This is a genomic window from Enterobacter cloacae complex sp. 385G4, from assembly GCF_057320665.1.
The window spans coordinates 1,031,292-1,053,800 of record NZ_JBXWDD010000001.1 but is presented as its reverse complement, the minus strand read 5'-3'; the positions used below and the strand labels follow the sequence as shown (position 1 = coordinate 1,053,800).

General features: G+C 56.6%; 22 protein-coding genes. 12 read left to right on the top strand and 10 right to left on the bottom strand.

Annotated elements, in window-relative coordinates:
- Positions 1-341 precede the first annotated feature (341 nt).
- Positions 342-1,901, top strand: a complete 1,560-nt coding sequence (gene yoaE, locus AC2FAJ_RS05190) for a CNNM family cation transport protein YoaE (RefSeq protein ID WP_028013532.1) — start codon at positions 342-344, stop codon at positions 1,899-1,901.
- 240 nt (positions 1,902-2,141) lie between these two features.
- On the opposite strand, the gene sdaA is transcribed toward yoaE, so the two are convergent.
- The 3 genes from sdaA to pabB form a co-directional block, all read right to left on the bottom strand.
- The gene (gene sdaA, locus AC2FAJ_RS05185; protein WP_028013531.1) at positions 2,142-3,506 is read right to left on the bottom strand and encodes an L-serine ammonia-lyase; all 1,365 of its coding nucleotides are present in this window, start codon (positions 3,504-3,506) and stop codon (positions 2,142-2,144) included.
- 184 nt (positions 3,507-3,690) lie between these two features.
- Positions 3,691-4,269 (bottom strand): CoA pyrophosphatase, encoded by a 579-nt coding sequence (locus AC2FAJ_RS05180; RefSeq protein WP_028013530.1) that lies wholly within the window; start codon positions 4,267-4,269, stop codon positions 3,691-3,693.
- Positions 4,270-4,271: 2 nt separating this feature from the next.
- Positions 4,272-5,600 (bottom strand): aminodeoxychorismate synthase component 1, encoded by a 1,329-nt coding sequence (gene pabB / locus AC2FAJ_RS05175; protein ID WP_485453990.1) that lies wholly within the window; start codon positions 5,598-5,600, stop codon positions 4,272-4,274.
- Positions 5,601-5,661: 61 nt separating this feature from the next.
- Here pabB and AC2FAJ_RS05170 point away from each other — a divergent pair, with 61 nt between their 5' ends.
- Positions 5,662-5,844, top strand: a complete 183-nt coding sequence (locus AC2FAJ_RS05170) for a YoaH family protein (protein WP_008500497.1) — start codon at positions 5,662-5,664, stop codon at positions 5,842-5,844.
- A gap of 6 nt (positions 5,845-5,850) precedes the next feature.
- Here the strand turns inward: AC2FAJ_RS05170 and AC2FAJ_RS05165 are convergent, their stop codons facing one another.
- Complete coding sequence (locus AC2FAJ_RS05165; protein WP_028013528.1) at positions 5,851-6,195, bottom strand: RidA family protein; 345 nt, start codon at positions 6,193-6,195, stop codon at positions 5,851-5,853.
- 133 nt (positions 6,196-6,328) lie between these two features.
- Between AC2FAJ_RS05165 and yoaA the strand changes: the two genes are divergently transcribed.
- The 5 genes from yoaA to rnd all read left to right on the top strand — a co-directional run bounded on the left by yoaA (position 6,329) and on the right by rnd (position 12,708).
- Positions 6,329-8,239, top strand: a complete 1,911-nt coding sequence (gene yoaA, locus AC2FAJ_RS05160; protein WP_485453903.1) for a DNA repair helicase YoaA — start codon at positions 6,329-6,331, stop codon at positions 8,237-8,239.
- 66 nt (positions 8,240-8,305) lie between these two features.
- Positions 8,306-9,001: a tRNA (adenosine(37)-N6)-threonylcarbamoyltransferase complex dimerization subunit type 1 TsaB gene (tsaB, locus tag AC2FAJ_RS05155; RefSeq protein WP_059355709.1), complete on the top strand. Its 696-nt coding sequence runs from the start codon at positions 8,306-8,308 to the stop codon at positions 8,999-9,001.
- Positions 9,002-9,038: 37 nt separating this feature from the next.
- Positions 9,039-9,620: a Slp family lipoprotein gene (locus AC2FAJ_RS05150; RefSeq protein ID WP_041909497.1), complete on the top strand. Its 582-nt coding sequence runs from the start codon at positions 9,039-9,041 to the stop codon at positions 9,618-9,620.
- A gap of 203 nt (positions 9,621-9,823) precedes the next feature.
- Positions 9,824-11,509 carry a long-chain-fatty-acid--CoA ligase FadD gene (gene fadD / locus AC2FAJ_RS05145; RefSeq protein WP_072252102.1) on the top strand — a complete coding sequence of 562 codons (1,686 nt, stop codon included), beginning with the start codon at positions 9,824-9,826 and terminating at the stop codon, positions 11,507-11,509.
- Between the two features lie 71 nt (positions 11,510-11,580).
- Positions 11,581-12,708, top strand: a complete 1,128-nt coding sequence (gene rnd / locus AC2FAJ_RS05140) for a ribonuclease D (protein ID WP_028013523.1) — start codon at positions 11,581-11,583, stop codon at positions 12,706-12,708.
- A 74-nt stretch (positions 12,709-12,782) separates the two neighbouring features.
- Here rnd and minE read toward each other — a convergent pair whose 3' ends face one another.
- Genes minE through minC form a run of 3 tightly spaced genes read right to left on the bottom strand, consistent with a single transcriptional unit; the run spans position 12,783 to position 14,599 of the window.
- Entirely contained in the window at positions 12,783-13,052 is a 270-nt protein-coding gene (gene minE / locus AC2FAJ_RS05135) for a cell division topological specificity factor MinE (RefSeq protein ID WP_010432714.1), read from the bottom strand.
- A 3-nt stretch (positions 13,053-13,055) separates the two neighbouring features.
- Positions 13,056-13,868, bottom strand: a complete 813-nt coding sequence (gene minD / locus AC2FAJ_RS05130) for a septum site-determining protein MinD (protein ID WP_028013522.1) — start codon at positions 13,866-13,868, stop codon at positions 13,056-13,058.
- Between the two features lie 23 nt (positions 13,869-13,891).
- A complete protein-coding gene (minC, locus tag AC2FAJ_RS05125) occupies positions 13,892-14,599 on the bottom strand; it encodes a septum site-determining protein MinC (protein WP_193358917.1) in 708 nt (235 codons plus the stop codon).
- Positions 14,600-14,722: 123 nt separating this feature from the next.
- Here minC and AC2FAJ_RS05120 point away from each other — a divergent pair, with 123 nt between their 5' ends.
- The 3 genes from AC2FAJ_RS05120 to AC2FAJ_RS05110 all read left to right on the top strand — a co-directional run bounded on the left by AC2FAJ_RS05120 (position 14,723) and on the right by AC2FAJ_RS05110 (position 16,239).
- Positions 14,723-14,998, top strand: a complete 276-nt coding sequence (locus AC2FAJ_RS05120; protein ID WP_485453902.1) for a YcgL domain-containing protein — start codon at positions 14,723-14,725, stop codon at positions 14,996-14,998.
- 47 nt (positions 14,999-15,045) lie between these two features.
- Positions 15,046-15,705 carry a fumarylacetoacetate hydrolase family protein gene (locus AC2FAJ_RS05115; protein WP_028013519.1) on the top strand — a complete coding sequence of 220 codons (660 nt, stop codon included), beginning with the start codon at positions 15,046-15,048 and terminating at the stop codon, positions 15,703-15,705.
- Positions 15,706-15,798: 93 nt separating this feature from the next.
- Positions 15,799-16,239 carry a YcgN family cysteine cluster protein gene (locus AC2FAJ_RS05110; protein ID WP_041909501.1) on the top strand — a complete coding sequence of 147 codons (441 nt, stop codon included), beginning with the start codon at positions 15,799-15,801 and terminating at the stop codon, positions 16,237-16,239.
- 33 nt (positions 16,240-16,272) lie between these two features.
- Here AC2FAJ_RS05110 and dsbB read toward each other — a convergent pair whose 3' ends face one another.
- Positions 16,273-16,803: a disulfide bond formation protein DsbB gene (gene dsbB / locus AC2FAJ_RS05105; RefSeq protein ID WP_028013517.1), complete on the bottom strand. Its 531-nt coding sequence runs from the start codon at positions 16,801-16,803 to the stop codon at positions 16,273-16,275.
- Between the two features lie 46 nt (positions 16,804-16,849).
- Positions 16,850-18,388 (bottom strand): sodium/proton antiporter NhaB, encoded by a 1,539-nt coding sequence (nhaB, locus tag AC2FAJ_RS05100; RefSeq protein WP_248112396.1) that lies wholly within the window; start codon positions 18,386-18,388, stop codon positions 16,850-16,852.
- Between the two features lie 201 nt (positions 18,389-18,589).
- Here nhaB and fadR point away from each other — a divergent pair, with 201 nt between their 5' ends.
- Positions 18,590-19,309 (top strand): fatty acid metabolism transcriptional regulator FadR, encoded by a 720-nt coding sequence (gene fadR / locus AC2FAJ_RS05095; RefSeq protein ID WP_028013515.1) that lies wholly within the window; start codon positions 18,590-18,592, stop codon positions 19,307-19,309.
- 45 nt (positions 19,310-19,354) lie between these two features.
- Here fadR and AC2FAJ_RS05090 read toward each other — a convergent pair whose 3' ends face one another.
- Positions 19,355-20,887: a SpoVR family protein gene (locus tag AC2FAJ_RS05090; protein WP_023293929.1), complete on the bottom strand. Its 1,533-nt coding sequence runs from the start codon at positions 20,885-20,887 to the stop codon at positions 19,355-19,357.
- Positions 20,888-21,208: 321 nt separating this feature from the next.
- Here AC2FAJ_RS05090 and AC2FAJ_RS05085 point away from each other — a divergent pair, with 321 nt between their 5' ends.
- A complete protein-coding gene (locus tag AC2FAJ_RS05085; RefSeq protein WP_041909503.1) occupies positions 21,209-22,507 on the top strand; it encodes a D-amino acid dehydrogenase in 1,299 nt (432 codons plus the stop codon).
- Positions 22,508-22,509: the final 2 nt, after the last annotated feature.

Here is a 22,509-nt window from a genome sequence, read left to right as displayed (position 1 = left end):
ATTTTAGATAGTGAAAAAATAATTTATGTGATGAAGATCCGTAATTTAGCCACGCGTTACAGAATTATCTGTAGCGTACAGCCGCTGTGTTACAGAACTTTGCAAAGGAACGTAAATCTTTGCTAAAAACACAGTCTCTCTGATATGTTTAGCCTCCGTTTACTTGTTCAGGAGTATAGGGCTACAGCCCACTATATGGACCGTCACCGACGTCAGTCATCTACCAGGCCATTCCGCGCCTTTTTCACCGGCGAACCACGCCACGTATCAACTCTGTCTGCCTCTTATTTGCCCACGTTGAGTGGGGCACCGTTTTGTCATTCCTTTAGCAGGAGCTTGTCATGGAATTCTTAATGGACCCGTCAATCTGGGTGGGACTGCTCACGCTGGTCGTACTGGAGATCGTTCTCGGCATCGATAACCTGGTGTTTATCGCCATCCTTGCGGATAAGCTGCCGCCAAAACAGCGTGATAAAGCGCGTCTGATTGGACTCTCGCTGGCGCTGGTCATGCGACTGGGGCTGCTCTCCGTGATCTCGTGGATGGTCACGCTGACCAAACCGCTGTTCTCCGTCATGGATTACACCTTCTCCGGCCGTGATTTGATCATGCTAATCGGGGGGATATTCCTGCTCTTCAAAGCGACAACAGAGTTGCATGAACGGCTGGAGAACCGGCAGCATGATGATGGTCACGGTAAGGGCTACGCCAGCTTCTGGGTCGTGGTGCTGCAAATTGTGGTGCTGGATGCAGTCTTCTCGCTGGATGCGGTGATTACCGCGGTCGGTATGGTGAACCACCTGCCGGTGATGATGGCGGCTGTCGTGATTGCGATGGCGGTGATGCTGCTGGCCTCGAAACCGCTGACGCGCTTCGTCAACCAGCATCCGACGGTGGTCGTGCTCTGTCTGAGCTTCCTGCTGATGATTGGTTTGAGCCTGGTGGCGGAAGGTTTCGGCTTCCATATTCCGAAAGGCTACCTGTACGCCGCGATTGGCTTCTCGATCCTGATCGAACTGTTCAACCAGATTGCGCGCCGTAACTTTATTAAGCAGCAGTCAAATCAGCCGCTGCGCGCCCGTACGGCGGACGCCATTCTGCGCCTGATGGGCGGACGCCGTCAGGTGAACGTCCAGTCTGACCCTGAAAACCGTAACCCGGTGCCGGTTCCGGAAGGGGCGTTTGTGGAAGAAGAACGCTACATGATTAACGGCGTGCTCTCCCTGGCCTCCCGCTCGCTGCGCGGCATCATGACGCCGCGCGGGGAAATTAGCTGGGTCGATGCGAACCTGAGCGTTGATGAAATTCGTCAGCAATTGCTCTCATCTCCGCACAGCCTGTTCCCGGTATGCCGCGGTGAGCTGGATGAAATCATCGGCGTGGTTCGGGCGAAAGAGATGCTGGTGGCGCTGGAAGAGGGCGTCAACGTGGAGGCCATTGCAGCTTCGTCGCCGGCGATTGTCGTACCGGAAACGCTGGATCCGATCAACCTGCTGGGCGTATTGCGTCGCGCGCGCGGTAGCTTTGTTATCGTCACCAACGAGTTTGGTGTGGTACAGGGGCTGGTGACGCCGCTGGACGTGCTTGAAGCGATTGCCGGTGAATTCCCGGATGAAGACGAAACGCCTGAAATTGTGGCCGACGGCGAAGGCTGGCTGGTCAAAGGTGCGACCGACCTGCACGCGCTCTCGCATACGCTGGGGCTGGAAAACGTGGTTAACGATGAAGAAGACATCGCAACCGTGGCGGGGCTGGTTATCGCCGTAAACGGTCAGATCCCGCGCGTCGGGGATGTGATCGAGCTTCCTCCATTGCACATCACTATCGTTGAAGCTAACGACTACCGCGTCGATCTGGTCCGCATTGTTAAAGAACAGTCTGCACACGACGAAGATGAATAAGTCTGCGTAACGGGTACTATGTGCCCGTTACGATCTTCTGGCGGGGAAGATATTCCCGCCAGCCATTGTGGCGTTACTACCGCGCCTGCTTCTCTCTCAACCCGTTCGCTATTTAGCCGCTGCCTGATGCCAGGCCGAGCGCGAGCAGCCGCGACCGTAAAAGTGTAGTGGGGAAAGGAGAAGGAGACGAGAATGAAGGGCGAAATTCGCCCATCCGTTGCGGATGGGCGAAAGAGAGGTTTAGTCGCACTGCACCTTAATGGCCAGACCGCCGCGCGACGTTTCACGGTACTTCGCGTTCATGTCTTTGCCGGTTTCGTACATGGTTTCGATAACCTTATCCAGCGACACGCGTGGTTCGCTGGTACGGCGCATCGCCATGCGCGAGGCGTTAATCGCTTTGACGGAGGCAATCGCGTTACGCTCAATGCACGGTACCTGCACCTGGCCTGCGACCGGGTCACAGGTCAGACCGAGGTTATGCTCCATGCCAATTTCCGCCGCCACGCAAACCTGTTCAGGGCTTGCGCCCAGCAGCTCGGCCAGACCGGCCGCCGCCATGGAGCAGGCCACGCCTACTTCACCCTGACAGCCCACTTCAGCGCCTGAAATGGACGCGTTCATCTTGTACAGCGCGCCGATAGCGCCTGCCGCGAGGAAATAACGGATATAAATATCCGGCGTCACAGGCTCGATAAAGTGATCGTAGTAGGCCAGCACCGCCGGAACGATCCCGCACGCACCGTTGGTTGGCGCAGTCACGACGCGCCCCCCAGCGGCGTTCTCTTCGTTCACCGCCAGAGCAAACATGTTCACCCAGTCAACTACGTTCATCGGGTCGTTAGAGAATTTGTCCGTGGTCACCAGCATACGGCGCAGGGCAGAGGCACGACGCGGCACGCGCAGTGGCCCTGGCAGTACGCCTTCGGTGTTCATCCCGCGATCGATACAGGCGCGCATGGTTTGCCACACGTTGGCAAAATAGTCTTCGATCTCTTTTTTGCTGTGCAGCGCCAGCTCGTTCTGCATCACCATGCCGGACAGCGACAAACCGGTCTCTTTGCAGTAGCCCAGCATCTCGGTGGCCGATTTGAACGGATAGGGCACGTTCACGTCGCCCGCGCTCTCTTTACCGAAATGCTCTTCGTCAACGATGAAGCCACCGCCGATGGAGTAGTAGGTTTTGCTGTAGATCTCTTTTTCGCCGCTCCAGGCGTGGATAGTCATGCCGTTTTCATGCAGCGGCAGGTTGTCGCTGCGAAAACGCATGCCGTCATCCTGCGGGAAATCCACTTCGTGCTGACCGTTAGCCAGCAGCAGGCGACCGCGCGCTTCCACGTCACGGATGAATGCCGGGATGGCATCAATATCAACAGTGTCCGGCATATTGCCCGCCAGACCCATAATAATGGCGATATCGGTGTGGTGGCCTTTACCCGTTAATGACAGTGAACCGTAAACGTCTACGGCGACACGGGTAACGCTTTCCAGTAATCCTTTTTCGACCAGATCATCGACGAACTGTTTACCGGCCTTCATCGGCCCTACAGTGTGGGAAGAAGAAGGACCAATCCCCACTTTGAACATGTCGAATATACTAATCACTTTCACACTCCTGACAGGGTTACCGGGGTTCCAGTAACGATGTTATAACTGCGCATAGTGTAAGAGGGAACACCAACCTCGGCTTAACTATTCACATGAATTAAACTAATGGTTAACGATGGGTTTTGCTAATAGCGCGACGCGGATCGCAAACCTGCAAAAAAGGCTGGAATGTAAAGTATAGTCAAGGCTTCAGGCCGATTTGTAGCGCCAGTTCACGAATGATGCCCGCCGTCATGCCCCAGACAAAATAATGCTGATACCAGGACAACCAGACCCGATGGTCGTGCCCCCGGCGATGGATATCCAGCGGATGATAGCGGCTTAGCCGGAGCGCCTCTTCAAGCGGCATCTCAAACACCGCAGAGACTTCGTCGACGCTGGCGTGATACTGAAGATTGGGGGGGATAATGCCGACTACCGGCGTGACCTGAAAGCCGGTCACGCTGTCGACGGGCGGCAGCACGCCAATGACTTCCACCGCGTCAGGCGGGATCGCCACCTCCTCCTGCGCTTCCCGCAGCGCGGCGGCAATCAGCGACGCATCGGTGCTGTCCACCGCGCCTCCCGGGAAGGCCACCTGACCGGCGTGTTTGCGCATATGCGGCGAACGCTGCGTAAGCAGCAGGCCCGGCTGTTCCCGGCGCACCACCGGGATCAGCACCGCCGCCTGACGCTGATTCAGCGTGGCGCGGTTGACCTGCGGCCGTAGCAGCTGAAAGCGCGACAGAAAATCATCCAGCGTCAGGTTCTCTTTCTCCACCGTTAGTTCTCCAGTTGCTTCAGGATGCGGTTCACCTTATCAAAGGTTTCCTGATATTCCGCCTCGACCTGGCTGTCCGCCACAATGCCGCCGCCCGCAGAACAGTACAGATTGCCGCCGCAGGCCGTCAGCGTGCGAATGGTAATGCTGGTATCCATGGTGCCGCACAGGCTGATATAGCCGATGCTGCCGCACCAGGCGTTGCGGCGGTGCGGTTCCAGTTCGTCGATGATTTCCATGGCGCGAATTTTTGGCGCACCGGTGATGGAGCCGCCCGGGAACGCGGCCCGGAGCAGATCGCAGGCGGTGCGAGAGGCGGGCAGACGCGCGGTGATGGTGCTGACCAAATGATGCACTGCCGGGAAAGGCTCGACGACGAACAGCTCCGGCACGCGCACGCTGCCTGGTTCGGCGACCCGGCCAATATCGTTACGCATCAGGTCGACAATCATCAGGTTTTCGGCGCGATCCTTCGGTGACCCGGCGAGTTTCTCCGCCTGCTGGCGATCGGCGTCCGGATCGGCAAGGCGCGGCAGCGTGCCTTTAATCGGGCGGGTCTGAATCGTCCCTTCCGCCAGATGGATAAAACGCTCCGGCGACAGGCTGAGGATGGCCCCCTGTTTCAGACGTACAAACGCGCTGAACGGAGCCCTGTTGTTGGTATTGAGACGGGTAAACGCCTGCCACTCGTCCCCCTGGTATGCTGCCTGGAAACGCTGGGCAAGGTTAACCTGATAGCAGTCGCCGCTTTGCAGATAGACCTGCACGCGGGAGAATTTTTCCGCGTATTCCGGCGCGGTCATGTTCGAGCGCCAGCCGGAGGTCAGGGTAAACGCCTCAGCTGGAGCAGGCTGCTGTGCCTCAAGCCAGGCCAGACGCGCCTGCACGTCATCATGGCTCAGCAGGGAGACCCTTTTTTTCTGGTGGTCCACAATCAACGCCCAGTCATACAGCCCCACGGCCATGTCCGGCAGGGCAATATCCTCCTGCGCATGCTCGGGCAGCATTTCGAAGCGGCGACCCAAATCGTAGCCAAACAGGCCCAGCGCGCCGCCCTGGAAGGGCAGGTCCAGGTTAGGGGTAGCGGATAAGCCCAGCGCGTTGATTTCCTGCTGAAGCTGCATCAGCGGATCGTCCGTCGTCGACAGATCGTCGGTCGTCAGCGTTTTCAGGGGATCGGCCACCAGAATATCGAAGCGGCTGTACGGGTGATCCGCATGGCCGGAGTGCAGCAGCATGGCAAAGGGAAGATGGCTCAGACGGGCAAACCAGAACTCAGCGGCGTCAGCGCGCCAGGGTAAGGTAACAACAGTGGGGAAGCGCATGTTCATGTATGGCATACTACCGGGCAGCGTGAAATAATTAGCGCGAATAATTTAGCAGGAGTTGACGATGTTTGCAGGTTTACCTTCTCTGAGCCATGAACAGCAGCAGAAAGCGGTTGAGCGAATTCAGGAACTGATGTCCCAGGGGATGAGCAGCGGACAGGCGATTTCCCAGGTGGCGGAGGAGCTGCGCGCCACCCATACCGGCGAGCGGATCGTGGCGCGTTTTGAGGATGAAGATGAAGAATAATCGGGCTTAAACCGCCGCGATAATCTTGATCTCAACCTTGTATTCCGGTTTCATCAGCGTGGCCTGTACGGTGCAGCGTACAGGCGCGTGACCCGCCACCACCCACGCATCCCAGGCTTTGTTCATCGCCGCGAAATCGTCTTTATTTGCCAGGAAAATGGTCGCATCCAGAATGCGGGATTTATCGCTGCCCTGTTTTTCCAGCACGGCATCAATCTGCGCCAGGGTATTCGCCGTCTGTTCGAACGCATCCGCGTCCAGATTTGACGGTACACCGGTGTAATACAGCGTCTGGTTATGGATCACCACATCAGACCAGCGGGCTTCGGCATCAATGCGCACAATTGTCATAAACGTTTCCTCGTTATTTTTCGTCGTCAGGCGGCAAGACTGCCATATTGTTCTGCCGTCGTCACTATTTGGGGTGGCACAGGAGAAGATGGGCTGACATAATCCCTGTGCAAAAATACAGTGAGAGAGCAACGTGGCAGACGATTTTTCCCCTGAAGGTCAATTAGCGCAGGCGATCCCCGGCTTCAAGCCCCGTGAGCCTCAGAGACAGATGGCGCACGCCGTTGCCCGCGCCATTGATAAGGCCCAGCCGCTGGTGGTTGAAGCCGGAACCGGCACGGGTAAGACCTATGCTTACCTTGCGCCGGCGCTGCGGGCGAAAAAGAAGGTGATAATTTCCACCGGATCGAAAGCGCTGCAGGATCAGCTCTACAGCCGCGATCTGCCTACCGTAGCAAAAGCGCTGAAATACAAAGGACGCCTGGCACTGCTGAAAGGGCGATCGAACTACCTTTGCCTGGAGCGACTCGAACAACAGGCGCTGGCCGGCGGCGATCTGCCGGTACAAACCCTGAGCGACGTCATCATCCTGCGCGCCTGGGCGAACCAGACCGAAGAGGGCGATATCAGCACCTGCGCGAGCGTGCCGGAAGACTCCCCGGCCTGGCCGCTGGTGACCAGCACCAACGACAACTGCCTCGGCAGCGACTGCCCGCTGTATAAAGACTGTTTTGTGGTGAAAGCGCGCAAAACCGCGATGGACGCAGACGTGGTGGTGGTGAACCACCACCTGTTCCTCGCGGACATGGTGGTTAAGGACAGCGGTTTCGGCGAGCTGATCCCGGAGGCGGAAGTGATGATTTTCGATGAAGCCCATCAGTTGCCGGATATCGCCAGCCAGTATTTCGGCCAGTCGCTCTCCAGCCGCCAGCTACAGGATCTGGCGAAAGATTTTACCATTGCCTACCGTACCGAACTTAAAGATACCCAGCAGCTGCAGAAGTGCGCCGACCGTCTGGCGCAAAGCGCGCAGGATTTCCGCTTACAGCTTGGCGAGCCGGGCTATCGTGGCAACCTGCGCGAACTGCTGGAGGACAAAAATATCCAGCGCGCGCTGCTGCTGCTCGATGATGCACTTGAGCTCTGCTACGACGTGGCGAAGCTGTCCCTCGGACGCTCCGCGCTGCTTGACGCCGCCTTCGAGCGCGCCACGCTCTATCGCGGGCGGCTGAAACGGCTAAAAGAGATCAACCAGCCGGGGTACAGCTACTGGTATGAATGCACCTCGCGCCACTTTACCCTGGCGCTCACGCCGCTGACGGTGGCCGATAAATTCAAAGAGGTGATGGCGCAGAAGCCGGGAAGCTGGATCTTCACTTCCGCAACCCTGTCTGTAAATGACGATCTGCATCACTTCACCGAGCGCCTCGGTATTGAGCAGGCGGAATCACTGCTGCTGCCCAGCCCGTTTGATTACGAAAAGCAGGCGCTGCTCTGCGTGCCACGCAATCTCCCGCTGCCGAACCAGCCGGGCGCGGCGCGGCATCTCGCGGCGATGCTCAAGCCGATGATTGAGGCCAACAACGGGCGCTGCTTTATGCTCTGCACCTCACACGCCATGATGCGCGATCTCGCCGAGCAGTTTCGCGCCACCATGACCCTCCCGGTGCTGCTGCAGGGCGAAACCAGCAAAGGCCAGCTGCTGCAGCAGTTCGTCAGCGCCGGTAATGCCCTGCTGGTGGCAACCAGCAGCTTCTGGGAAGGGGTGGACGTGCGCGGCGACACGCTCTCGCTGGTGATCATCGATAAGCTGCCGTTCACGTCGCCGGACGATCCGCTGCTCAAGGCGCGGATGGAAGACTGCCGCCTGCGCGGCGGCGATCCGTTCGACGACGTTCAACTACCGGACGCGGTCATCACGCTTAAGCAGGGGGTAGGGCGACTGATCCGTGACGTCACCGACCGCGGCGTGCTGGTGATCTGCGATAACCGCCTGGTGATGCGTCCTTACGGCGCAACGTTCCTCGCCAGCCTGCCGCCCGCCCCGCGTACGCGGGACATTAAACGCGCGGTGCGTTTCCTGGCAAACCCAACGGCGGAGTAATTCGCTCCGGAGTGTGCTAAGATGCGCGCCATTTTGTGACTGACCCTTGCGAGAGCGCGACGACTGATGCGAATTCTGGCTATTGATACCGCGACAGAGGCTTGCTCTGTTGCTCTGTTGAACGACGGTGCTGTTTCTGCTCATTTCGAAGAGTGCCCACGGGAACACACCCAGCGTATTCTGCCCCTGGTAAAAGCCATTTTAACCCAGGGCAACACCACCTTAACCGACCTCGACGCGCTGGCCTTTGGCCGCGGTCCCGGCAGCTTTACGGGCGTGCGCATTGGGATTGGCATCGCGCAGGGGCTGGCGCTGGGCGCTGACCTGCCGATGATCGGCGTCTCTACGCTTGCGACGATGGCGGAGGGAGCCTGGCGCATGACGGGCGCGACCCGCGTGCTCGCCGCTATTGACGCTCGCATGGGTGAAGTTTACTGGGCGGAATATACCCGCGATGAAAACGGCGTCTGGCACGGCGAAGAGACGGAAGCAGTGCTTAAGCCTGAAGCCGTTACTGAGCGCCTGAAGCAGCTGTCCGGCGAATGGGCGACCGTCGGCACGGGCTGGCCGGCGTGGCCAGAGATGGCGAACGACACCGGGTTGACGCTGGTGGACGGCAACATGCTCCTGCCTGCGGCAGAAGATATGCTCCCGATTGCCCGTCAACTGCTTGCAGCAGGAAAAACCGTGGCCGTTGAACACGCGGAACCGGTTTATTTGCGAAACACCGTCGCGTGGAAGAAACTTCCGGGCCGCGAGTGAATCTCAGTAACAGGAACTGAGAAAAAGGAGTCGCATCATGGCGGTTCAGACTAAAGTAGTACGCCTTTTTATGGCAGGCGCGGTTGCCATAGCACTGAGCGGTTGCGTAACCGTACCTGATGCGATCAAGGGCAGCAGCCCGACGCCACAGCAGGATCTGGTTCGGGTAATGAATGCGCCCGAGCTTTACGTCGGCCAGGAAGCCCGCTTCGGTGGGAAAGTGATCGACGTGCAGAACCAGCAGGGGAAAACCCGTCTGGAAATTGCCACGGTACCGCTCGACAGCGGCGCGCGTCCCGTACTCGGTGAAGCCTCTCGCGGGCGTATCTATGCCGACGTTAGTGGTTTCCTCGACCCGGTCGATTTTCGCGGACAGCTGGTAACCGTTGTCGGGCCGATTACCGGTTCGGTGCAGGGCAAAATCGGCAACACGCCGTATAAATTTATGACTATGCAGGTGAATGGCTATAAGCGCTGGCGTATCGCCCAGCAGGTGGTGATGCCGCCTCAGCCAATCGACCCGTGGATGTGGGGTCCACATCCTTACCGTTACGGTTATCCGGGATGGGGCTGGTATAACCCGGGCCCTGCACAGGTGCAAACGATCGTAACTGAGTAACTTACTGTTATTGTTAAGAAAGAGACAGCGGCTCAGCCGCTGTCTCTGTTTTTTTACGGATAAAACGAAAAAAAAGAGTGACGCGCTTCGCAACCTGCAATCTGAACAATTAATAAACTGGTACGCTGAGTTAATATAATGTTAACAAACTGTTTATTATCGGGGCTGTGATGACGACGAACACTCATTTCAGAGGTGATGCATTGCAAAAGGTTTGGCTTAACCGTTATCCCGCAGATGTGCCTGCGGAGATCAATCCTGACCGTTATCAATCCCTGGTGGAATTATTTGAGCACTCGGTAAGACGTTACGCAGACCAGCCCGCGTTTGTGAATATGGGCGAGGTGATGACGTTCCGTAAGCTTGAGGAGCGTAGCCGGGCGTTTGCGGCTTATCTGCAGGAAGGACTTGGGCTGCAAAAAGGGGATCGCGTCGCGCTGATGATGCCGAACCTGCTGCAATACCCGGTGGCGCTGTTCGGCATCCTGCGTGCCGGGATGATTGTCGTCAACGTTAACCCGCTTTACACGCCGCGCGAGCTGGAACATCAGCTGAATGACAGCGGGGCGGTGGCGATTGTCATTGTTTCTAACTTTGCCCATACCCTGGAAAAAGTGGTCGACAAAACCCAGGTGAAGCACGTCATCCTGACGCGCATGGGCGATCAGCTTTCCACCGCCAAAGGGACGCTGGTTAACTTTGTCGTTAAATACGTCAAACGTCTGGTACCAAAATACCACCTGCCGGATGCTATCTCCTTCCGCCGCGCGCTGCATGCGGGCTATCGCATGCAGTACGTCAAGCCTGAAGTCGTCTCCGAAGACCTGGCCTTCCTGCAATACACGGGCGGCACTACCGGCGTGGCCAAAGGGGCGATGCTGACCCACCGCAACATGCTGGCGAACCTTGAGCAGGTCAATGCCACCTACGGGCCGCTGCTGCATCCGGGTAAAGAGCTGGTAATCACCGCGCTGCCGCTGTATCACATCTTCGCGCTGACCATGAACTGCCTGCTGTTTATCGAGCTGGGCGGGCAAAACGTATTGATCACCAACCCGCGCGATATCCCGGGTCTGGTGAAAGAGCTGGCAAAATACCCGTTTACCGCCATGACCGGGGTGAACACCCTGTTTAACGCGCTGCTCAACAACAAAGAGTTCCAGCAGCTTGATTTCTCCACGCTGCATCTCTCCGCGGGCGGCGGCATGCCGGTTCAGCAGGCGGTGGCCGAGCGCTGGGTGAAGCTAACCGGGCAATATCTGCTGGAAGGCTATGGCCTGACGGAATGTGCCCCGCTGGTGAGCGTCAACCCGCACGATATCGACTACCACAGCGGCAGCATCGGCCTGCCGGTCCCGTCGACGGAAGCAAAGCTGGTGGATGATGAGGATAACGAAGTGCCTCACGGCGAGCCGGGCGAGCTGTGCGTCAGAGGGCCGCAGGTGATGCTGGGTTACTGGCAGCGTCCTGATGCGACCGACGAAATCATTAAAGACGGCTGGCTTCACACCGGCGATATTGCGGTGATGGATGACGAAGGCTTCCTGCGCATCGTCGATCGCAAAAAAGATATGATCCTGGTCTCCGGCTTCAACGTCTATCCGAACGAAATCGAAGACGTGGTGATGCAGCACAGCGGCGTGCTGGAAGTGGCGGCGGTGGGCGTTCCTTCCGGCAGCAGCGGTGAAGCGGTGAAGATATTTGTGGTCAAGAAAGATCCTTCTCTTACCGAGGAAGCGCTGATAACGTTTTGTCGCCGTCAGCTGACGGGCTATAAAGTGCCGAAGCTGGTGGAATTCCGCGATGAGCTGCCGAAATCCAACGTCGGGAAGATATTACGACGAGAATTACGTGACGAAGCCCGTGCCAAAGTAGACAATAAGGCCTGAGCTTCACGTTAATCGCCCAGACGCCGGTTAAGCCGGCGTTTTTTATGGGCGCAAACAAAAGAGAATCCGATTTGAATTACCAGATGATCACGACCAACGACGAGCTGGCTTCGCTGTGCGAAGTGACGCGCGACTTTCCTGCCATCGCTCTGGATACCGAGTTTGTCCGTACTCGCACCTATTATCCACAGCTGGGTTTGATACAGATGTACGACGGTAAGCACGTCTCGCTGATCGACCCGCTCGGCATTACCGACTGGGCGCCGATGCGTGACCTGCTGCTGGATACTGCGGTAACGAAATATCTGCACGCGGGCAGTGAAGATCTGGAAGTCTTTCTTAACACCTTTGGCATCATGCCTCAGCCGCTGATTGATACGCAGATCCTCGCGGCGTTCAGCGGTCGTCCGCTGTCGTGGGGCTTTGCCGCCATGGTGGAGGAGTACACGGGCCTGACGCTGGATAAAAGTGAATCCCGGACCGACTGGCTGGCGCGTCCGCTTACCGAGCGTCAGCTGGAATATGCGGCGGCAGACGTGTTTTACCTGTTGCCGATTGCCGGACAGCTGATGAAAGAGGCGGAAGCCTCCGGCTGGCTCTCTGCCGCGCTGGACGAGTGCCGTATGACGCAGCAGCGTCGCCAGGAAGTGGTTGACCCGAAAGAGGCCTGGCGTGATATCACCAACGCCTGGCAGCTTCGCACGCGTCAGCTGGCCTGCCTGCAGCTGTTAGCGGACTGGCGTTTGCGTAAAGCGCGTGAGCGCGATCTGGCCGTGAATTTTGTGGTGCGTGAAGAGCATCTCTGGGCGGTCGCGCGCTATATGCCGGGCAGTCTGGGCGAGCTGGACAGCATTGGCCTTTCCGGCAGCGAGATCCGTTTCCATGGTAAAACCCTGCTGGCGCTGGTCGCCAAAGCGCAGGCGCTGCCGGAGGATGCACTGCCTGAGACGCTGCTGAATCTCATGGATATGCCGGGCTATCGTAAAGCATTTAAGGATATCAAAGCGCTGGTGCAGGATGTCGCAACGGAAAGCAAGCTGAGCGCTGAACTGCTGGCGTCACGCAGACAAATTAACCAGCTGCTGAACTGGCACTGGAAGCTGAAACCGCAGAATGGCGTGCCGGAACTGATGGCTGGCTGGCGCGGGGTATTGATGGCCGATCGCCTGAATACCTTGCTGGAAGGTTATCCGCGATAAAAATATGCCGGGCGATATACCCGGCATATTCTCCCCGGTGGCGCTGTGCTTACCGGGGCTACGACACCAGGAACCTACGGACGCGACTCTTCCGCTTCCGGAAGCGTTACGTTCAGCTCCAGAATCGAAATATCCCCGTCTTTTTGCTCCAGCTGTACGGTGACCATCTCCGGGTCAATCTGCACATACTTACAGATCACTTCCAGGATGTCCTTGCGCAGCTGCGGCAGGTAGTGAGGCTCGGCGTCGCTACGACGACGCTCCGCAACGATAATTTGCAGGCGTTCTTTTGCGATGTTGGCGGTGCTTTTTTTCCGCGAGAGAAAAAAGTCCAGTAATGCCATAACTTATCCTCCGAACAGGCGTTTGAGGAAACCTTTCTTCTCTTCTTCAATGAAGCGGAAAGGACGTTCTTCTCCCAGCAGACGGTCAACGGTATCGGCGTAAGCTTTACCTGCATCTGCCGTTGTATCAAGGATCACGGGCTCGCCCTGGTTAGAGGCGCGTAACACGGACTGGTCTTCCGGGATAACGCCAACCAGTTTAATGCGCAGGATCTCCAGCACGTCTTCCATGCTCAGCATGTCACCTTTGTTTACGCGACCCGGGTTATAGCGGGTCAGCAGCAGGTGCTCTTTGATCGGATCCTGGCCATTTTCCGCACGGCGGGATTTGGAGGCCAGAATACCGAGAATACGGTCGGAGTCACGCACGGAGGAGACTTCCGGGTTGGTGGTGATGATCGCTTCATCAGCAAAGTAGAGCGCCATCAGGGCACCGGTTTCGATGCCGGCAGGGGAGTCACAGACGATGAAGTCGAACTCCATTTTTTTCAGCTCGTCGAGCACCTTTTCCACGCCTTCACGGGTCAGGGCATCTTTATCACGCGTCTGAGAAGCCGGAAGAATGAAGAGGTTCTCGGTGCGCTTGTCTTTAATCAGCGCCTGGTTCAGCGTGGCATCGCCCTGAATGACGTTCACGAAGTCATATACGACGCGACGCTCACATCCCATGATGAGGTCGAGGTTACGCAGACCGATATCGAAGTCGATAACGACGGTTTTCTTTCCCTTCTGGGCCAAACCAGTAGCGATGGCCGCGCTGGAGGTGGTCTTGCCAACGCCTCCTTTACCCGAAGTAACAACAATAATGCGTGCCATAGAAATTCCTTGTTAAAAAGGGATTAATTCAACGGTTGAACGGTCAACGCGTCGTCTGCCAGAAGCAGGCGAGCCGCTTTGCCATAAAATTCGGCTGGGATCTTGTCGCTCAGCCAATATTCACCTGCGATGGACACCAGTTCCGCCGTCAGGTGAGTACAAAATATTTGCGCGTCCCGATCGCCACTTGCGCCCGCGAGCGCACGTCCACGCATCATACCGTAAACGTGAATATTGCCATCTGCAATAAGCTCTGCGCCAGCACTGACGTGGCTTGTAACAATTAGATCACAGTTTGGCGCATAAATGCGCTGACCGGAACGAACCGGCACATCAATCATTCGCGTTTTTGTGAGAGCGGTAACGTTTTGCGCCGCAGGAGGGGGCGTTTGTACGGCAGCGGGTGCTGCACGTGGGGTTTTTTCTTTGCCTTCATTAAGAAGAGGCAGCCCCGCACGGTCGATTTCCGCTTTCAACTCGGGATCTTTGCAGCCGCTGATGCCGACAATACGCAGCCCGGTAGAGGAGACCGCCTGCTGGAGACTTGTCCAGTTAACCGGAGCCTCAAGACCGCTGACGTTGATGACGACGGGGGCGTGCTTCAGAAAGGCGGGAGCCTGGGCGATTTTGTCTTCTAACGCCTGACGAATAACCTCGGGTTTTGCATCATGCAAATGAACCACTGATAAGGTGAAGCTACTGCCTTTAAGCTCGATGGGCGTGTTTGACATCCTGGCCTTACTCAATTTGCTATTAACCGCAACCATTCGCTGCGATATTCCGAAGAGTATCAGGCATGTTATAGTCAGGAGTATATTGAGGCAAGCAACCACCCATTAATTTAGAGTAAAAACATGTTTTGTGTGATCTACAGAAGTACAAGCCGTGACCAGACCTATCTTTATGTCGAAAAGAAAGACGATTTTTCACGCGTGCCGGAAGAATTAATGAAGAGCTTTGGCCGACCACAGCTGGCGATGCTGCTGCCGCTGGACGGCCGTAAGAAACTGGTGAATGCCGATCTGGAAAAAGTGAAAACGGTATTAGCCGAGCAGGGCTATTATTTACAGCTTCCACCGCCGCCTGAGAATTTATTAAAACAGCACCTCGAGGCGTCCGGGAAAAAATAGCCTCAGCTGTTTTCGGGCATAACACATCAACCGATTAGGGGTCGAGCATGTATCAACATCATAACTGGCAAGGTGCATTACTGGATTATCCCGTCAGCAAAGTGGTCTGCGTGGGCAGCAACTATGCGAAGCATATTCAGGAGATGGGCAGCGCAACCCCAGAAGAGCCGGTCCTGTTTATTAAGCCCGAGACGGCGCTATGCGACATCCGCCAGCCGCTGGCGCTGCCGCAGGGGCTGGGGTCGGTGCATCACGAAGTAGAGCTTGCCGTGCTGATCGGCGCCACGCTGCGCCAGGCTTCCGAAGAGCATGTCGAGAAAGCGATTGCTGGCTACGGCGTGGCGCTGGATCTGACCCTGCGCGACGTGCAGGGCAAAATGAAGAAGGCAGGGCAGCCGTGGGAAAAAGCCAAAGGCTTTGATAACGCATGTCCGATTTCAGGGTTTGTTCCGGTGAATGAATTTACCAACGATCCGCAGGACACTCCGCTCAGCCTGAAGGTTAACGGCGAGATCCGCCAGCAGGGCACCACGGCAGATATGATCCACAAGATCGTGCCGCTGATCGCCTACATGAGCCGTTTCTTCACCCTGAAGCCGGGCGATGTGATCCTCACCGGCACGCCGGAAGGCGTGGGCCCGCTCGCCAGCGGCGATGAGCTTGAGGTCGGTTTTAACGGCCTGTCGCTAAAAACCCGCGTGCTGTAACCGCATCTTGCCGCCTGCAAAGGGCGGCAAAACTTGCAACCACGTGCCAGACTCGTTATAAGGTGCGCTTTCTTTTGACGTGTGGACATCCTGATGAACGACATTCCTTTCTGGCAAAGCAAAACTCTTGACCAAATGACCGACGCGGAGTGGGAATCGTTGTGCGACGGCTGCGGGCAGTGCTGCCTGCACAAGCTGATGGATGAAGACTCCGATGAGATCTATTTCACCAACGTCGCCTGCAGGCAACTGAACATTAAAACCTGCCAGTGCCGCAACTACGAACGCCGCTTCGAGTTCGAGCCGGACTGCATCAAGCTCACCCGTGAAAATCTGCCGACTTTTGAGTGGCTGCCGCACACCTGCGCGTATCGCCTGCTGGCGGAAGGGAAAGAACTGCCGAACTGGCATCCGCTGCTGACGGGCTCAAAAGCGGCGATGCACGGCGAGCGTATCTCGGTACGCCACATTGCGGTGAAGGAGTCCGAGGTACGGGACTGGGAAGATCACATCATGAATCACCCTAATCGGTGATAATAAAAAACCCGCCGTGGCGGGTTTTTGCTTTTACCTTCCAAACAAATCGCGTTTCTTCGGTTTGAATGGCTGAGCAATCAGCACCAGCAGCGCCACGACGAAGTAGGCCACAAAAATGCCCACCAGCCACTGCGGCATCTCCAGCGTCAGGAATTCCCACTGACGTACGGAGCAGTCACCGGATGCGACAAACACCTGCGGAAGCCACTTATCCAGTGGCAGCCAGCTCGGGAAGCGGGCGGCGAAATCACAGGTCATAAACGGTGACGGATGCAGCTGCATCATGGTGTGCTGCCAGGAAAGCTCAATCCCTTTCCAGGCGCTGTACAGCCAGATGGCAATACCCACATAGCGCAACGGCGTTTTTGGGGCAATTGCGCCCACCAGGCCTGCACCCATAATGCCGAACAGCGCGCAGCGCTCGTAGATGCACAGCACGCAGGGCTTGAGTCCCATCACGTGCTGGAACCACAGCGCAACCATTTCCAGCGCAAAGGCGGTCAGGGCCATCAACAACCACGCTCCGCGACCGCGGGAGCACTGGTTTAAAAATCTCAACATAATCATTTCCCTGGAACATGCTTAGAAAGCGCAGTGTAAACGAATTTTAATGCGCCGCAAGTATACCCGCTTGTAGCAGCCATTGCGTACAGGGAACGAGAGTAATTTTGATGCACAGCAAACCAACAACGGTGAGCACCAGCGTGTACGGCAGCGCCATCCAGACCATTCTTCCATAAGAAAGCCGTATGAGTGGCGCCAGCGCCGAGGTCAGGAGGAAGAGAAATGCCGCCTGGCCGTTCGGTGTTGCAACGGAGGGTAGGTTTGTTCCGGTGTTGATGGCTACTGCCAGCAGGTCGAACTGCCCGGTGCTGACGATCCCTTGATCCATCGCCGCTTTGGCCTCATTGATATACACCGTCCCGACAAAGACGTTATCGGAAATAGAGGACAACAGACCGTTAAATAGATAGAACAGCGTAAGCTGCGAGTCCGGCGAGGCCTTAAGCACAAACGCGATAATCGGTGCGAAAAGGTGTTGGTCAATAATCACCGCCACGACCGCAAAAAAGACCGCCAGCAGCGCGGTAAACGGCAGGGCTTCGGTAAAGGCTTTACCAATAGCATGTTCGTCCGTTACCCCGCTAAAGGTGGTGGCAAGAATAATGACGGAGAGGCCAATCAACCCGACTTCGGCAAGATGCAACGCCAGCGCGGCGATAAGCCAGACGCCGATGATCCCCTGCGCAATCAGACGCAGCGTCTCCTGGCGCGTACGCTGTTTGCGGCTCTGCTCGTCAAATTTATGCAGTTCTTTGCGGACCGGTTCAGGCAGCTGTGCGCCGTAGCCGAACAGCCTGAATTTTTCGACCAGAATGCAGGTCGCTAACCCGCAGACCAGCACAGGCACGCTGACGGGGGCCATGCGCAGGAAAAACTCGCCAAAATGCCATTCAGCCGCTTTCGCGATGATCAGGTTTTGCGGCTCGCCCACCATGGTCATCACGCCGCCCAGCGCCGTACCGACCCCTGCGTGCATCATCAGGCTGCGCAGAAACGCGCGGAACTGTTCCAGCACGTCGCGGTTATGCGCCTCGACGTGGCTATCGTCCTGTAAATCCTCACTTGGGCGAGAGGAGGCCACGCGGTGATAAATGCCGTAAAATCCGACGGCGACGCTGATCACCACCGCGACAACGGTGAGCGCATCCAGGAAGGCCGACAGAAAGGCGGCGGCAAGGCAAAACGCCAGCGAGAGGATCGTTTTTGACGTAATGCTCAGCAGCAGGCGGGTAAAGATAAACAGCAGCAGCTGTTTCATAAAGTAGATACCGGCCACCATAAAAATGAGCAGCAGTAGCACTTCCAGATTGGAGGCCAGCTCTGCTTTTACATGCTCTGCGGACGTCATGCCGATGACAACGGCTTCAAATGCCAGCAAACCGCCGGGCAGCAGGGGATAACACTTCAGCGCCATGGCCAGGGTGAAGATAAATTCCGCCACCAGCAGCCACCCGGCGATAAACGGATCCACGCTAAAAATGATGGGATTAACGACCAGGAAAACCAGCAGTATCAGTTTGTACCAGTCAGGAGAATGACCTAAAAAATTGCGCCACAGCGCGCGCCCAAAAGAAATTTCCACAACAGACGTCCTTCCCGTTAAGTAATACAAAACATCAGTATACGCAAAAATCGCGGCCCGGAGGCGGATAAGACCGCATTGTAAATTTCACAAAAATGAAACGGCGATCCCTCTTTTCTCACTTTGCCGCGCTACCTGCCGTTGCACGCCTCTGGTATGATGAGTCCAATTTGCAAAAAGCTGTGTAATGGAAATCTCACTATGGTCATTAAGGCGCAGAGCCCGGCGGGTTTCGCGGAAGAGTACATCATTGAAAGCATCTGGAATAATCGTTTTCCTGCGGGGTCCATTCTTCCGGCTGAACGCGAACTCTCTGAACTGATTGGCGTCACTCGCACCACGCTGCGTGAAGTGCTTCAGCGACTGGCGCGTGATGGATGGTTGACGATCCAGCACGGCAAGCCAACAAAGGTAAACAACTTCTGGGAAACCTCGGGGCTGAACATTCTTGAAACGCTGGCGCGCCTCGACCACGAAAGCGTGCCGCAGCTGATTGATAATCTGCTCTCCGTGCGCACCAACATCGCGACTATTTTTATTCGTACCGCTTTCCGTCAGCATCCTGAAGATGCGCTTGCGGTGCTGGCCAGCGCGAATGAAGTTGAAGATCACGCCGACGCCTTTGCCACCCTCGATTACAACGTGTTTCGCGGCCTGGCGTTTGCCTCCGGCAACCCGGTTTACGGCCTGATCCTCAACGGTATGAAAGGGCTCTATACCCGCATTGGTCGTCACTACTTCGCTAACCCTGAAGCCCGCAGTCTGGCGCTGGGCTTCTACCATAAGCTGAGCAAGCTCTGCACCGAAGGCCTGCACGATCAGGTATATGAAACCGTACGCCGCTACGGCCACGATTCCGGTGAAATCTGGCACCGTATGCAGAAAACGCTGCCGGGCGATTTGGCGATTCAGAGCCGCTAAAATAAAAAACCTCTCAATCGAGAGGTTTTTTTTCGTCGGGTGGCGCTACAGCGTATTCAACCTCGCCGGGCAGCGTTCCAGCAGCTCCACGCTGCCGTCCTCATTCTGCTGCTCCAGCTGCACGTCAAAGCCCCACAGGCGGTGCACGTGCTTCAGCACCTCTTTACGTCCTTTATCCAGCGGCGCGCGGTTGTGCGGAATATAGCGCAGCGTCAGAGAGCGGTCGCCGCGCAGGTCCACGTTCCACACCTGAATATTGGGTTCAAGGTTGCTCAGGTTGTACTGGGAGGAGAGGCGCGAGCGGATCTCCCGGTACCCTTCCTCGTTGTGGATCGCGGAGATCTCCAGATAATTGTTGCGGTCATCGTCCAGCACGGTGAAGAAGCGGAAATCGCGCATGATCTTCGGCGACATGAACTGGCTGATAAAGCTCTCATCCTTAAAGTCGCGCATCGCAAAATGCAGCGTTTCCAGCCAGTCAGAACCGGCGATATCCGGGAACCAGTACTTGTCCTCTTCCGTTGGCGACTGGCAGATGCGCTTAATATCCTGGAACATCGCAAAGCCCAGCGCATACGGGTTAATCCCACTGTACCACGGGCTGTTGTAGGGCGGCTGGAACACCACGTTAGTATGGCTGTGGAGGAATTCCATCATGAACCGCTCGGTGACTTTCCCCTCGTCATACAGATGGTTGAGGATGGTGTAGTGCCAGAATGTTGCCCAGCCTTCGTTCATCACCTGGGTCTGTTTCTGCGGATAGAAATACTGGCTCACCTTACGCACGATACGCAAAATCTCGCGCTGCCACGGCTCCAGTAGCGGGGCGTTCTTCTCCATAAAATAGAGCAAGTTTTCCTGCGGCTCGGACGGATAACGACGCGCTTCGGCAATCGTTTTTTCCTCCTCACGCTTCGGCAGGGTGCGCCACAGCATGTTCACCTGGCTCTGCAGATACTCCTCGCGGCTTTTCTGCCGGGCTTTCTCCTCCTGCAGTGAGATTTTCTGCGGGCGTTTATAGCGGTCCACGCCGTAGTTCATCAGCGCGTGGCAGGAGTCGAGCAGCTTCTCTACCTCGTCCACGCCGTAGCGCTCTTCGCAGTCGGTAATGTATTTACGGGCGAAGATCAGGTAATCGACGATGGAGCTGGCGTCCGTCCAGCTGCGGAACAGATAGTTATTTTTAAAGAAGGAGTTATGGCCGTAGCAGGCGTGCGCCATCACCAGCGCCTGCATGGTAATGGTGTTCTCTTCCATCAGATAGGCGATACACGGGTTGGAGTTAATGACGATCTCATACGCCAGCCCCTGCTGGCCGTGCTTGTACAGCCGCTCCGTTTCAATGAATTTTTTACCAAACGACCAATGCGGATAGTTGATCGGCATCCCGACGCTGGAGTAAGCGTCCATCATCTGTTCGGAGGTAATCACCTCAATCTGATGGGGATAGGTATCCAGGCGATACAGTTTTGCCACCCGGTCGATTTCGGCGAGGTAGACATCCAGCAGCTCGAAGGTCCAGTCGGGTCCATCGCTCAGACGTGTGTTGTCCTTGTTCAGGGAATCAATAGTAGCCATTAGCGCGCCCTCGTTGTGGGTGCTCTCTCTGTCTGGAGAGCCTCCTTTCAAGCATAGATCAACGTGTTAAAAAGCGTGCTGGCGCAGAAATTTTTTCTTTGCGATTTCCCGTTTTTGATACGGCAAAAAAAGCGCACTCATCAGAATTTTATGCTGGTTAAAAATAAAGCTCAGCAGGAGATCCCAAATTATCCCTGTCCCCTGATGCTGGGGGATGTGTGAGGTAAGTCACCATAAAAAAGTCGTATGTTGAATAATATTTTCAACTAGGTTATCAATCTGTAATTAGATGATTGTTCTTTTGCTCATAATGGAGTGGCTATGCGTGTTGTCATACTGGGAAGTGGTGTCGTTGGCGTAACCAGCGCCTGGTATTTAAGTCAGGCGGGACATGAGGTTACCGTTATCGATCGTGAATCCGGCCCGGCGCTTGAAACCAGTGCGGCAAATGCCGGTCAAATCTCTCCTGGCTATGCGGCCCCGTGGGCGGCGCCCGGCGTGCCGCTGAAGGCAATCAAATGGATGTTCCAGCGCCACGCGCCGCTGGCCATCAGCCTTGACGGCACGCAGTTCCAGCTGAAGTGGATGTGGCAGATGCTGCGCAATTGCGACACCCGGCACTACATGGAAAACAAAGGGCGCATGGTGCGTCTGGCGGAATACAGCCGTGACTGCCTCAAAGCCCTGCGCGCGTCGACGGGTATCGAGTACGAAGGCCGTCAGGGCGGCACGCTGCAGCTGTTCCGCACCGAGCAACAGTATGAAAACGCCACCCGCGATATCGCCGTGCTGGAAGATGCCGGTGTACCGTATCAGCTGCTGGAAGCCAGCCAACTGGGGCAGGTGGAACCCGCGCTGGCCGAAGTGGCCCACAAGCTGACCGGCGGTCTGCGTCTGCCGAATGACGAAACCGGCGACTGTCAGCTCTTTACCCAGCGTCTGGCACAGATGTGCGAGCAGGCTGGGGTGAAATTCCGCTTTAATACCTCCGTCGACAAGCTGCTGTCGGAAGGCGAAAAAATTTATGGCGTGAAGTGCGGCGACGAGGTGATAAAGGCGGATGCCTACGTGATGGCGTTTGGTTCCTACTCCACCGCCATGCTGAAAGGCATCCTCGATATTCCGGTCTACCCGCTCAAGGGCTACTCATTGACTATCCCGGTGAAAGAGGAGAGCGGGGCGCCCGTGTCAACCATCCTGGATGAAACCTACAAAATCGCCATTACCCGCTTCGATAACCGTATTCGTGTCGGCGGCATGGCGGAGATTGTCGGCTTCAACACCGAGCTGCTGCAGCCGCGTCGTGAAACGCTGGAGATGGTGGTGGGCGATCTCTTCCCGCGCGGCGGGTTTGTGGAACAGGCGACGTTCTGGACCGGCCTGCGTCCGATGACCCCGGACGGCACGCCAATCGTGGGCCGCACGCCATACAAAAACCTGTGGACCAATACCGGACACGGCACGCTCGGCTGGACGATGGCCTGCGGCTCGGGCCAGCTGCTGAGCGACCTGATTTCCGGGCGCACGCCGGCAATTCCGTTTGACGATTTAAGTGCTGCGCGCTATCAATCAGGATTTACGCCATCGCGTCCTCAGCACCTGCACGGCGCGCATAATTAAGG

What these genes read in the sequence shown, in the direction of transcription:
- AC2FAJ_RS05115 (WP_028013519.1), top strand. Translation starts at nt 15,046, where the DNA reads ATGTATCAACATCATAACTGGCAAGGTGCATTACTGGATTATCCCGTC.
- pabB (WP_485453990.1), bottom strand. Translation starts at nt 5,600, where the DNA reads ATGAACATGCGCTTCCCCACTGTTGTTACCTTACCCTGGCGCGCTGAC.
- minC (WP_193358917.1), bottom strand. Translation starts at nt 14,599, where the DNA reads ATGTCAAACACGCCCATCGAGCTTAAAGGCAGTAGCTTCACCTTATCA.
- AC2FAJ_RS05170 (WP_008500497.1), top strand. Translation starts at nt 5,662, where the DNA reads ATGTTTGCAGGTTTACCTTCTCTGAGCCATGAACAGCAGCAGAAAGCG.
- minE (WP_010432714.1), bottom strand. Translation starts at nt 13,052, where the DNA reads ATGGCATTACTGGACTTTTTTCTCTCGCGGAAAAAAAGCACCGCCAAC.
- AC2FAJ_RS05090 (WP_023293929.1), bottom strand. Translation starts at nt 20,887, where the DNA reads ATGGCTACTATTGATTCCCTGAACAAGGACAACACACGTCTGAGCGAT.
- AC2FAJ_RS05110 (WP_041909501.1), top strand. Translation starts at nt 15,799, where the DNA reads ATGAACGACATTCCTTTCTGGCAAAGCAAAACTCTTGACCAAATGACC.
- fadR (WP_028013515.1), top strand. Translation starts at nt 18,590, where the DNA reads ATGGTCATTAAGGCGCAGAGCCCGGCGGGTTTCGCGGAAGAGTACATC.
- AC2FAJ_RS05165 (WP_028013528.1), bottom strand. Translation starts at nt 6,195, where the DNA reads ATGACAATTGTGCGCATTGATGCCGAAGCCCGCTGGTCTGATGTGGTG.
- yoaE (WP_028013532.1), top strand. Translation starts at nt 342, where the DNA reads ATGGAATTCTTAATGGACCCGTCAATCTGGGTGGGACTGCTCACGCTG.
- AC2FAJ_RS05120 (WP_485453902.1), top strand. Translation starts at nt 14,723, where the DNA reads ATGTTTTGTGTGATCTACAGAAGTACAAGCCGTGACCAGACCTATCTT.
- dsbB (WP_028013517.1), bottom strand. Translation starts at nt 16,803, where the DNA reads ATGTTGAGATTTTTAAACCAGTGCTCCCGCGGTCGCGGAGCGTGGTTG.
- tsaB (WP_059355709.1), top strand. Translation starts at nt 8,306, where the DNA reads ATGCGAATTCTGGCTATTGATACCGCGACAGAGGCTTGCTCTGTTGCT.
- AC2FAJ_RS05085 (WP_041909503.1), top strand. Translation starts at nt 21,209, where the DNA reads ATGCGTGTTGTCATACTGGGAAGTGGTGTCGTTGGCGTAACCAGCGCC.
- AC2FAJ_RS05150 (WP_041909497.1), top strand. Translation starts at nt 9,039, where the DNA reads ATGGCGGTTCAGACTAAAGTAGTACGCCTTTTTATGGCAGGCGCGGTT.
- minD (WP_028013522.1), bottom strand. Translation starts at nt 13,868, where the DNA reads ATGGCACGCATTATTGTTGTTACTTCGGGTAAAGGAGGCGTTGGCAAG.